The 11,760-nt window shown below is 68.5% G+C and carries 11 protein-coding genes; 8 read left to right on the top strand and 3 right to left on the bottom strand.

The window, feature by feature from the left end; all coding sequences use genetic code 11:
• The 7 genes from ACWCQK_RS40865 to ACWCQK_RS40895 form a co-directional block, all read left to right on the top strand.
• On the top strand, positions 1-609 hold a 609-nt coding region (locus ACWCQK_RS40865; protein ID WP_451164180.1), incomplete at its 5' end, for a hypothetical protein.
• A 451-nt stretch (positions 610-1,060) separates the two neighbouring features.
• Positions 1,061-2,269, top strand: a complete 1,209-nt coding sequence (gene fxlM, locus ACWCQK_RS40870) for a methyltransferase, FxLD system (protein ID WP_451164182.1) — start codon at positions 1,061-1,063, stop codon at positions 2,267-2,269.
• 61 nt (positions 2,270-2,330) lie between these two features.
• The gene (locus tag ACWCQK_RS40875) at positions 2,331-2,516 is read left to right on the top strand and encodes an FxLD family lanthipeptide (protein ID WP_451164184.1); all 186 of its coding nucleotides are present in this window, start codon (positions 2,331-2,333) and stop codon (positions 2,514-2,516) included.
• An 83-nt stretch (positions 2,517-2,599) separates the two neighbouring features.
• Complete coding sequence (locus ACWCQK_RS40880; RefSeq protein ID WP_451164186.1) at positions 2,600-5,503, top strand: lantibiotic dehydratase; 2,904 nt, start codon at positions 2,600-2,602, stop codon at positions 5,501-5,503.
• The gene (locus ACWCQK_RS40885) at positions 5,500-6,747 is read left to right on the top strand and encodes a lanthionine synthetase C family protein (RefSeq protein WP_451164188.1); all 1,248 of its coding nucleotides are present in this window, start codon (positions 5,500-5,502) and stop codon (positions 6,745-6,747) included. The genes ACWCQK_RS40880 and ACWCQK_RS40885 overlap by 4 nt, the downstream gene beginning before the upstream one ends.
• 20 nt (positions 6,748-6,767) lie before the next feature.
• Entirely contained in the window at positions 6,768-7,598 is an 831-nt protein-coding gene (locus ACWCQK_RS40890) for a thiopeptide-type bacteriocin biosynthesis protein (protein ID WP_451164190.1), read from the top strand.
• Positions 7,582-8,718, top strand: coding sequence for a hypothetical protein (locus tag ACWCQK_RS40895; RefSeq protein ID WP_451164192.1), 1,137 nt, complete (start codon positions 7,582-7,584; stop codon positions 8,716-8,718). The genes ACWCQK_RS40890 and ACWCQK_RS40895 overlap by 17 nt, the downstream gene beginning before the upstream one ends.
• 378 nt (positions 8,719-9,096) lie before the next feature.
• Here the strand turns inward: ACWCQK_RS40895 and ACWCQK_RS40900 are convergent, their stop codons facing one another.
• A complete protein-coding gene (locus tag ACWCQK_RS40900) occupies positions 9,097-9,801 on the bottom strand; it encodes a hypothetical protein (RefSeq protein WP_451164194.1) in 705 nt (234 codons plus the stop codon).
• A 234-nt stretch (positions 9,802-10,035) separates the two neighbouring features.
• Positions 10,036-10,245 (bottom strand): hypothetical protein, encoded by a 210-nt coding sequence (locus ACWCQK_RS40905; RefSeq protein ID WP_451164195.1) that lies wholly within the window; start codon positions 10,243-10,245, stop codon positions 10,036-10,038.
• A 301-nt stretch (positions 10,246-10,546) separates the two neighbouring features.
• Here ACWCQK_RS40905 and ACWCQK_RS40910 point away from each other — a divergent pair, with 301 nt between their 5' ends.
• Complete coding sequence (locus tag ACWCQK_RS40910; protein WP_451164197.1) at positions 10,547-11,035, top strand: hypothetical protein; 489 nt, start codon at positions 10,547-10,549, stop codon at positions 11,033-11,035.
• 288 nt (positions 11,036-11,323) lie between these two features.
• Here ACWCQK_RS40910 and ACWCQK_RS40915 read toward each other — a convergent pair.
• Positions 11,324-11,760 (bottom strand): transposase (locus tag ACWCQK_RS40915; RefSeq protein ID WP_451164199.1); only part of this gene is annotated, 437 nt, incomplete at its 5' end.

An 11,760-nucleotide genomic window follows, 5' to 3' on the forward strand; every position in this document is an offset into this window, starting at 1 on the left:
CCGGCCCCGGACAACCTGATCATCACCATGCCGGCTCCTGGCCGCTACCGGTTGCGCTACCGGGACGAGGACCCGCGCGACCGGGACATGCGAGGCGTGCTGTGGGGCCGCTGCAGTCTCAACCCCGTGGACGGCCGGGGCCGGCCGACGGGAGCGGCGGAGTGGAAGATGATGCACCCTTTCCGGCAGCGGCACTGCATGCAGAACCTGCTCTGCCAGGTCTGTGCCGCACCGGCACGGACCCCGAAGGGCTGGATCTTCCTGGCCGGCCCCGGCGAACAGCCCTCTGGCGGTGTGCCGTTGCTGTTGAGTCAGCCGCCCGTGTGTGCCCGGTGCGTGCGCCCCGCGGCCAGGCTCTGCCCGCATCTGGAAGGCGACCCGACCGTGTTCCTGGCCCGCAGCGCGCCGCTGTATGGCGTGTACGGCGTCATCTACGGCTATGCGGAGGCACGAGGCGTGCACGTCGTGGCCGAGCCCGACGTGCCCTTGCCCTTCGGGCACGCGAACCTGCCGACGTTCCTGGCGTCCCAGCTCTTCCGCCGGCTGAGCTCCTACCGGGTCCTCAGCTTCCTGCAGCTCATTCAGGAACTGGACACGCCTGCCGTATAGACCCCTGCCCGGTGGCCCGGATGACGTCGGACCAGGCCATCGGACAGGTACAACCCCGGCGCGGGAGCTCTGCACCATCCCCCTCCCCGCAGAACCCGCGCCGGGACCTTGGATCCGACTGACTCAAGGGGAGCTGTTGAACGCGTTACTGAGATAGGGAATGTGAACTCCTCGGCGCCTTTTGGCGCTTCGGCACTGGCACGCCCTCCCTGGGCTCTTCGTACCCGTCGTCGGCGGCAGCCCTTCGCCTCACTTCACGAAGGAGCGGCCGACATGCAACCCACCGCCGCACCACTCTGGCTGCCCTCGACCGTGCTGTGGAACGTGGCTGAGGGCCTCGATCTCCAGCGGCGTGTAATCAGGCGGCGGTGAAGGCCCCCTGGCTAGCGTCCTCGCCGGGTACCAAGCCGGACCACTGCAAGCACCACTTTCAACCACGTTAGGTCACCGAATGCCTGCTACCGATGCCTCCACCGCGCACGACCCCGACGCGCTCCGTGCGCGTATGGTCCGCGCGCTCCTCGACCAGGACGCGATCACGACCGGGCCCGTTGTCGCCGCCTTCACCGCCGTGCCCCGTCACCGGTTCGCGCCCGAGGCCCCCCTGGACCTCGCCTACGACCTCCACAGCACCGTTCCCGTCAAGAAGGACGAGGACGGCCTGGACATCAGCGTCATGTCTGCGGCGCATCTCCAGGGCGTGATGCTGGAGCAGGCCGCCATCCAGCCCGGCATGAAGGTCCTGGAGATCGGCTCCGGCGGCTACAACGCCGCGCTCGTCCAGGAACTCGTAGGCCGCGACGGCGTGGTCACCACCGCCGACATCGACCCTGACGTCATCGACCGCGCCCGTCGGTGCCTGGACGACGCAGGGTACGGCCAGGTGAGAACTGTCCTCGCCGACGGCGAGACCGGTGTCCCCGACAGTGCGCCGTACGACCGGATTATCGTCACCGCGGCAGCCTGGGACATTCCCCCGTCGTGGATCAACGGGCTTACCCGCAACGGCCGGCTCGTGGTACCACTCACCCTGCGCGGCACCACCCGCTCGATCGCCTTCGACCGCGAGGGCGAGGGCCTGCTGAGCCGCTCCTACCGTCTGGCGCGCTTCGTTCCCATGCAGGGAGAAGGCGCCCCCAAGGACGAACGGAAGACACTGCTCCGGGACGGCGTCGCCGTGCAGACCGACGACGATCGGGTACGCCTCGACGCGGACGCACTGAACCGCGCGCTGGACGCACCGCGGCTGCTGCGCTGGTCAGGAATGGCCTACGACCTGCCCGACGAACTGGAGTTGTACCTCTCGGTGAACTTGTCGAGCGCCGTCCGGCTGCACGCGTCGATGGATGTCGTCGAAAGTGGGCTCGTGGAGCCATCGGCGCTGCTTGGTGTTCCGGCACTGGTCGACGGGGACAGCATCGCGTACCGCACGCGCCGCGAGAACCAGGACACCGGCGGCTTCGAAAGCGGTGTGGTCACCCACGGCCCGCAGGCCGAAACGCTCGCCAGCCAGTACATCGAACTGCTCCGGCACTGGGCTCAGAACCACCGCCGCCGGGGAGCCGCCGAGATCCGCTACCTGCCCGGCACCGCGTCCTCCTCCGTGCCGGAGGGCGCCTTGCCGAAGCGGCACGGCGTGGTCACGGCGGCCTGGCACTGACACTCCGGGCCCCGACCCCGGGCCCCGGTACCTCGCACCACCCACTGCCAAGGAGGCATACATGACCGTTCAACTGGATTACCCGGTCCGCCGGCCGAACGTCGAGCAGCAGGAGGCGCCCGGACAGGGCGACTTCGACCTGGACATCACCATTGTCGAAGGCGGCCCCGCCGCGGACCAGCTCATCCGGCTGACGAACGACGGCTGCGGCACGACGTGCCAGTCCGCGTGCACGAGCTGCCCGTAACCGCACACGGTCGCGTCTAGCGCGGTGCCTGGCCGTGGCTGCTCCCTGGGAGCGGCCAGGCACCGCGGCCACAGGAGAAGTGTGTGTATCGCTACGTTGACGCAGCACTCATCCGGGCGGCGGCACTGAGCCTTGATCGTCCGATGGTCTGGCCGGAGCTGACCGGCTCGTCCGCGACCACGGAGTCGTGGCGCACATGGCTGCAACAGATCTGGCAGACAACCGACTTCGCGTCCGCTGCGACCGTTGCGAGCCCGGATCTCGCGCGCCGGGTGGACCAGATCTGTTCCGGTCGCTCTCTGCCGGAGCCCGCTGTGCGCCGCACGGTGCTCTCCGTACTGCGCTACCTGCTGCGGGCCCGTACGCGCGCCACCCCGTTCGGATTGTTCGCCGGGGTCGCGGCAGCACGCATCGGTACCGTCCCAGCGCTGCGGATGGGAACCAGGCATCAGGCAACCGCCCGGCCTGACTCGGCCTGGACCGCCGTCGTCGTCAGCCGCCTCGAGGAACACAACAGGCTGCAGCCCCGGCTGATGCTGCTCGCCTCTAGCCTCATCATCGAGCGCGACGGCTTCGCGCTGATCGAGCACCGCCCCAGCGGCACACCCGACCAGGCTCCCGAACACGTGCAGTTACGCGTGACCGAGCCGGTCCGCGAAGCCCTGGACGGCGCGAGGAGTCCGATCCTCTGGAGCGATCTCGCCGCGAGACTCTCCGCCCGTTTCCCGACTGCGCCGCTCACCACGATCGAGAAGCTGCTCGCCGGCCTCGTCAGCCAGCGTTTCCTGATCACCAGCCTTCGTCCCGCGATGACGGCCACCGACCCGCTCACCGTCCTCCTCGCCCACACACAACATCTCGAGCCCGCTGAAACAGCAGTACTGCGGGAAGCACCCAAGCCGGCGATCGACCTGCGCGTGGACTGGGACCTGGTCATCTCGGAGGCGGTCGCCCAGGAGGCCGCTGCGGCGGCAACGGCACTCACGCGTCTCGCGCCGCATGCAGCGCTGACCGGGTGGAGCGAATGGCACGGCCGCTTCCTTGAGCGATACGGGCCAAGGTCAGCTGTCCCCGTCCTGGACGCCATCGAGGCACTCGGATACCCACCGGGCTACCTCGGATCCACCTCCGCAGTGGCCCCATCGCCGCTGCCCGACCGCGACAGCCGGCTCATCAAGCTCGCCCACACCGCCGCAGTGCAACGCCGCCTCGAGGTCGAACTCGACGACGCTGCGATCGAGGAACTGGCCACCACTGCACTCGGCCATCCCGTCCAACCGAGCACCGAGATCACCGCCCGCATCAATGCGGCGACCATTGCGGCACTGGAACAGGGCGAGTTCACACTCCACGTCGTCGGCGTGGCACGGTCGGCCGGAACGACCACAGGCCGCTTCCTGGGCATCCTGGCCGACGAGGACCGCCGCCGCATGACGACGGTGTACGCCGACCTGCCGAGCGTTCACCAGCGTGCGCTGATCGCGCAGATCAGCTCCACTCCGCTGTCCGTACGCGCTGAGAACGTGGCGCGCGCCCCACAGGCCACCGAACTGGTGATCGCGCTCGGCGACTATCACGGCTCGGCCACCAGCTGCCTTCCCCTGACGGATCTCGCCGTGACCGCCGACGCCAACCAGCTGCACCTGGTCTCACTCTCCCGCCGACGCCCGGTGCACACGCTGCTGCTGAACGCCGTAGACCTGAGCCACCACTCCCACCCGCTGGCCCGCTTCCTGACCGAAGCACCCGTCGCACTGGCCGTTCCCTGCACCGGATTCATATGGGGCACCGCCGCCTCCAGCCTGCCGTTCCTGCCGGCACTGCGCTACCGACGGACGATCCTGTCCCCGGCCCGCTGGCTCCTCGCCTGCGATGACCTCCCCACCGTGTCAGCACCGTGGCCGCACTGGGACGAGGCTCTGAACCGGTGGCGGCGCGACGTGCGGCTGCCCGAGCGGGTGTACCTGAGCGAGGCAGACCAGTGCATGGCCCTCAACCTGGCCGAGCCCGCACACCGGGTGCTGCTACGCGCCCACCTGGACCGCGACAAGACCGTGACGCTCCGCCCGGCACCGACTGCCGACGATCTCGGCTGGACCGGCGGACGCGCCCACGAAGTCGTCATCCCCCTGACCACACAACAGAACACGCCCCCCGTCCGGCCAGGAGCCCACATCGTCAGCCGGGACCACGGCTACCTGCCCGGTGGCGACCACCGCATCTACCTCCAACTCCACGGGCACCGCGACCGGCACAACGCCCTCCTCACCCGGCATCTGCCGCCCTTGCTGAACGAACTGCGCAGCCCAGGCTGGTGGTTCGTCCGCTACCAAGACCCCGACGACCATCTCCGCCTCCGCCTGACGTGCACGCCCGGCACACTCGGCTCCACCATTGAGCAGATCGGCGAATGGACCCGGCAACTCCAACGAACCGGTCTGATTACCCACACGAGCATCGAGACGTACCACGCGGAGACCGCCAGGTTCGGCGGCCCCACCGCGATCCACGCGGCCGAACAGTACTTCGCCGCCGACTCCGCCGCAGTCCTGACCCAACTCACCGCGCAGACAGAGAAGCACGCGCCGGACGCCCGTGCGATGACCGCCGCCAGCATGGTGGACATCGCAACCGGCCTGCTCGGCGACGCCGCCGCCGCGATGCGCTGGCTCATCGAACACACGCGCACCGACCAAACTGCCCCACCCCGTGCCCTCTACCGCCAGGCCGTCGACCTGGCGAACACCGGCACTTCACGCATGGACGAGCCCATTGCCGCGGCCTGGGCCGCACGACGAGTGGCACTGGCCACCTACGCCCAAGCCCTCCAGAGCACTGCCGTGGACCCCGGTGAACTGCTGCCGGACCTCCTGCACCTCCACCACGTCCGGATGCGGGGGCCAGGACTTCCTGAAGAACGCTTGCACCTTCACCTGGCCCGGGCTGCCGCCCTGAGCCGGACAGCACGAGCAAGGAGGACATCGTGACCACGACATCCCCGGGCCAAGCCGCACTGTCGACCGCCGACCGGCTAGCCCGCGCCCTGGCCGACCCGAACACCGGCTGGCCCCGCGGCCGGCCCGACGGCATTCGCGCCTGGCCGCAGTCACTCGCGGGCGGAGCCTCGGGCATCGCCCTGCTGCACATCGAACGCGCCCGGACCGGGCACGGCGACTGGGACACCGCGCACACCTGGCTGACCAAAGCCGTACACGGCGAAGTGAGCGCGGCGGCCAACGCCAACCTGTACTTCGGTGCCCCCGCCCTTGCGTTCATCATGGATCGCGCAGCCAGCGGATCGAGCCGATACCTCCATGGCCTGCAGCGTCTGGACGCGGCAACGCTCACTCTCACCCGCAACCGCCTGGCCACGGCCCACCAGCGCATCAACCGAGCAGAGCGGCCTCCCATGGAGGAGTTCGACCTGATCCAGGGCCTGACAGGGCTGGGTGCCTACCACCTCAGCCGTCACCCCCACCACGAGATCACCCAGGACGTCCTTGCCTACCTGGTACGCCTGACCGGCCCCCTGCCCGACCCGTCCCAACTGCCGCCGTGGTGGACGAACGACGCACCCACCGGGGCACCGCACGCGGACCACCCCGGCGGGCACGGCAACTTCGGGCTCGCGCACGGCATCGGCTCCGTGATGTCCGTACTGTCCATGGCCCTCCTGCGCGACGTGGACGTGCCCGGAGCAGCCGACGCGGTCGAGCGGATCTGCGTCTGGAGCGACCAATGGCGTCAGGGCGACCAGACCGCTCCCTGGTGGCCCGGCTACATCTCCATGCGGCAGGCAACCGACCATCACGTGCACAGCGACCTCCGCCCCCGGCCCTCCTGGTGCTACGGAGTCAGCGGAACCGCACGCGCCCAGCAGCTGGCCGGACTCGCTCTCCGGGACCCGGCACGCATACAGGCCGCCGAAAACGCGATCCTCGCGGCTCTGCGCGACCCCCTTCAACTGGACCAGCTCGCCGGGACCGGACTGTGCCACGGCACGGCCGGCCTGCTGCAAGCCGCCTGGCGGATGGCCACCGAGACGGACAACGCCGAGATCGCCGCGGCGATGGCCAGCCTGACCGACCGTCTGATCACCGCACTCGATCAAGACGGCCACGAAAACCCCGAACTCCTCGACGGAACAGCCGGAGCAGCCCTCGTCCTGCACACCCTCGGCACCAGCCACACGCCAGCCCCGCACTGGGACGCCTTCCTCGCCCTGGCGTGACGACACAGGAGACCGCCCCCATGAACTCAGGCACCTGGCGCCAGGCCAACATCGCGTTCCCGGACTGGGAACACGCCGAAACCGTTGCCCTGGCCCGACTCGTCCCGCTCCTGCGTGCCGCAGAAGACGACAGACTCCTGACCGCATGGTTCTTCATCCGCAAACGCCCCTGCTGGCGCGTGCGCTACTGGCCTGACACCGGTGGGCACGACCGCATCAGCAACGGCCTCGACGCACTGACCATCGAAGGGGCCATCACCGCATGGACGGAGACCATCTACGAACCCGAGGCCCATGCCTTCGGCGGCGCGGAAGCCATAGCATCCGCCCACCGCCTCTTCCACCGCGACAGCCGCAGCATCACCGACCTACTCCAGAGCGACGCACGCAGACACCGCCGCGAAGCATCCCTCATGCTGTGCAGCCTCATGATGCGCTGCGCCAGGCTGGACTGGTACGAACAGGGCGACGTCTGGGCGCGAGCGGGCGCCCACCGCGTACTGCCCGCGGGTACCGGACAGGGCGACGGAGGCCGCATGCTCTCGGCCGTTCACCGACTGATCTCCGTCAACAGCGAAACCATGATGAGCGTGGGTGGACCCCTGGCCCAGGTTGCCGAATGGGCCGAGGCCTACGCGAACGCCGGACGGGAACTGGCCCACCTTGCGGATTCCGGCCGATTGCACCGTGGGCTGCGTGACGTCCTGGCCCATCATGTGCTCTTCGCCTGGAACCGGCTCGGCATGCCCTACACAACGCAGGCAACCCTCGCCGCCGCCGCAAAGACCGCCATCCTCGGCCCGGACCCCACCAACGAGGGGAGCGCCGCGGACCATGTGGAAACTCCCTGACGCTCTGGCCCAGCGGTTCCCGCTCATCGCCCGCCCCCGCCCCGCCTGCCTCCCCCTGCCACAGCGCATCCACAAGCTGTCCGAACTCGCCGACACCGCCGCGATGACGGGCGACCCGAGCGTGGCCTCCACGGTCTACAACCAGGCTGCCCTGATCGCTTCCGACGTGGGTGCCGCCGACACCGCCCGTGCCATCTGCCACCAGCACGCAGCCGCCTACCTGCACGCCACCCCTTTGACAGCGAGGGCCGCAATCCATGCCCTCGAACCCGTCATCAACCTCGCACGCCTTCAACTCCGCGCAGGACACGCGGACAACGGTTGCCAATACCTTCGGGCGCTGTTCGACGCTGTCACGACCGGCAGCGCTGTCCACGTCGAGGACGTCACCGTGCCCGCAGACCTCGTCGAAAACGCAGACGACCGCCAAGAGATCCGCGCCTGGCTGTGGACCGTCATCCTTGCCGACGGCACACGCGCACTGACCACCGCCGGCCGCTGGACCGAAGCCTTCGACCACGTCCAGGCACACCACGGTGTCGGACTGCGCATGCTCGACGGCCGTCAGGTCGCCGTCCTCGCCGCCCTCAAAAGCGGAGACAACGTCGCAGCCAGTGACCTCCTGACCACGACAGCGGCCGGAGAAGCATGGGAGTGCGCCGTCACCGACTGCCTGACCGTTTTGTGCCACCGGACGTCGGGACGACCATGGCGACGTGCCCTGCAGAATCTGGTGACCACCTACCTCGCACGCCCCGATCAGGACGACTTGGCAGTCTTCGACACGGTGTTCGGGCTCGCGCTACTGGACATGCTCGATGCGACCGAAGTTCCAACCGCACGCCTGATGGTCGCGGAACTGCACCGCCGGACGGCCAGGACGAGCAACGGCCGCACCGCTCGAGAGATTCTGAAGCACCCGCTGTTCACCGCGCTCGCCACGCAACAAGAGGTACAGGAATGCCGGGCGCTTCTCCGAACGTGCGCACTCGGAACCGGAACGCTCCAGGAGGAACAGCGGAACCAACTCACCGCCGCTGTCCGCATCAGCGACCGTGTTATCCGCCGCAGCGTCGCACATGGAGACCTGGGGTGTCGCTACGGCGTCCCAGGGCCGTGACCGTCCCCTGCGCTACACCCCTCCTGGGCAGAGCTTCTCGACGGCGTCATTCCGGTAGCTGGATCTTCGCCTCTCCGATCCCTGCGCCGAACGATCACGACACTCCTTCCGGACCGCAGCGCAACTCCCGCTGGCCACCCAGACCAGCGGCCCCCGGATCAACCTTGCCAACAAGGTCAACAAGTGGGCCCAGAGCTCGGCGACCAACGGCATCGCGGACAACGCGACCGCGCTTGCCCGCGGCTCCGAGACCTCCCCAGGCGCGCGGCAGATCGGCGCGGACGCCTTCGCCCAGTCCTGCCTCGACGCGGGCTGGAAGGGGTGCGTAGGTGCCGCCTCTGTGGAGGACTGGGACGCTGTGGTCACCTGCCGTCTGTGTTATCTGGTGGTGCGCTGGGCGGCTTGTTCGAGAATGCGCCGGCGGGTCCACCGGCGGCGTCCGCCCTTCTCGCTGACGGCGTCCACGGTCTTGAGCAGGGGCAGGTTTCCCTGTCCCAGGCTGCTGCTGAAGGAGTTGACGCTCTTGAACCCGAGCAGCACGGCTGCCTGCGAGGCGCCCAGGAGTTCGTCCGGGTCACCGTCGACGGCAACCACCGGCAGCGTGGGAGGGATGCGTTCGACGCTGCGCCGTCCGCTGCCCGGCCGGGTTTCCTTCCAGTCCAGGAGTGTCTGCACGCGCCACTTCGGCCGACGGTAGGGCCGTTCTTCGGTGCCGAGTTCCTCGACGACGTCGGGGTCGGGGAAGTAGCCGGGGTGGTCGCGCCGGTAGGTGTTGACCTGCTGGGGGTTTTTGTAGCCGAGGAATCTGGAGGCCTCGGCTCCGGTGAGGAGTTCGCCGGGATCACGCGTGGGCGGCTTGTGCTCCTGCAGGCGGGACTGCTTGCGCACCTGCTCGCGCTGGGCGAACCACTGGTCGACCTCGTCCTTGTCCCACTGACGGGCGCGGCCGCGCCGACCGGCGGTCTCGGGGAAACCGCTGGCTTCCCGGTCGAGGTAGAGCGAGCTGATGCGGGCGGGGGTCAGTCCATGTTCTGCGGCGATTTCTGCGGCCTCGACCAGCCGTGGTGTGGATCGGGCAGCCATGATCTGAACGTCCCGTCCTCGGCGGGGAGCCGGCCTGCCCGGCTCGCAACACATATAATGGCGTATGTTTTGGAGGGGTGTCCATTCACTCAACCGAATCTGCCGGGCACAGATCAGAAGCCTGGGAGCATTACGCGGTCGCCCCGGCAACCCTCGTCGAGCGCCCGTCCCTGGCCACCCTGGAACGGAGAACCGGGCAAGCACACCCGGCAGGTTGAGCAGGGCCCCTCAAGTTCACTCCTCCGGGAGAAGGCTGACTCCGCGGCGCGCCGCGTCCTCTGCCATCTCGGCATAAGCCAGGGCTGCGGGGGTCCTTTCCCACTCGGTGAGGGCGAGCAGCATCAGCAGCTCATCGCGGCCCTGGGAAAGGTCGCTGGGCAGGCCGGCTGCGTTCACAACCGTCACCAGGTCGTCGCTCGGCAGTCCGGCGAAGCGGCCCGTCACACTCTGGCGTACTGCCTCAAGGCCCCGCTGGTACAGCTCGCCGGCTTTCGCGAAGCAACTGCAGCAGGTCCTCGTCGTGGCTGGCCGGTGTGGCCGCGGCGAGGTCGAGGAGGCGCTGGGTGGCGGTCATCATCAGCAAGTATGCCTTCAGGCGCGATCGGGGACGGGAAGCCAGTGGGCGGCGGCGCAGCCGTTGCGCGGCGTGCGGCGGCTGCGGCGTGCCCGCGGGTCTCCGGCAGCGCCGAAGGAGTCCCGCAGTCCCTGTGAGCAGGGGGCAAGATTCGGCCTACGCTCACGGGCCATGACATGGATCGCATTGCTGTCCACCGTTGTCGGAGCCATGGTTGGCCTGGGCTCAGCCCTGCTGTCGGACGGCCTGCGCTGGAAGCGAGAACGCAACGACCGCCGGCTCGGCGTGCAGAGGGAGATCTACGTCGCCTACCTGAGCGCTTTGCATCGGGCTAGCCAGTTCTTGCGCGCAGTCTCGCTGGGCGACCACTCGGAAGATGTCCCGCGAAATCTGGCGGCCAGGGCGGCCATGCGCGATGCGGGGCTGGTTGAAACCAGGGAGCATCTTGTGCTCACCGCCCCGGAGGCGGTCGTCCGGGCAGCAGATGCGGCATTCCAGAGTCTGCGCGTGCTACGCGACCGCATCGCTCAAGGCCAGAGCATGGGCTCCCCGGAGTACGAGGCCGACCTGTCGAGCTACAACCTCCACCTCCAAATGCTGCGCAACGCCGTCCGAGATGATCTGCAGGTCGGCTCCCTGCGCAGCGAAATCGCCCTCTGACCAGATACACCTCAACAGTTGATTAGAACCGCACGCCAACATTTCAAACATGGCCTAGGGCCAATGCCGTTGCTTTACGGGTCTGGGTCGGGTGGTCGGGGTCGTTTGATGCGGATGGCTTGGGTGCCGGCGTGGGTGGGTTGGGGCCAGCTGTAATGCTCAGCCCGCTTGAGCCAGTAGTTGGACATCTTGCGCTTGACGACGCGGGGCTGGCTGCGGAGCCGTCTGGCGGGCAGAAGTCTTTCCAGCAGGTCTTCTTGGAGTACGTGCAGTGCTCGGACCAGGAGCTCAGGGGGAAAAACCACCCGGGGTGACGGTCACACTGCGCCGGGCGGAGCGCAGTGTTTCGGTGAATGAGATGCGGTCCGGGTCGAGTTGGCGGGTGGCTGCGGTTCTCAGCATCAGTTCCCGCAGTGCGTGGTGGACCAGGAGGTGAGCCCAGATCTGTTGGAGGACACCGTCGGGTGTTTTGCTGCTGAGGACCACTTTCGCACCGCGTTGGAAGGTCTTGATCTCGGCGAAGACGGACTCGATCTCCCAGCGCTCGCGATAGAGAGCAGCCAGCTGCCGGGCTGGATAGCGGCGGGCGTCCAGCAGGGTGGTGACCAGGCGATAGTCGTTCCCTTTGGGGCTCGTGGCGGGGCCTTTGAGCTGGTAGGCAAGGACGCGGACGTGCACCGGGTCTCGTTTCGCCGGGTCGCTGGCCGCGTGGATGACGGAGAGCC

It is taken from the genome of Streptomyces sp. NPDC002306 (assembly GCF_053593435.1).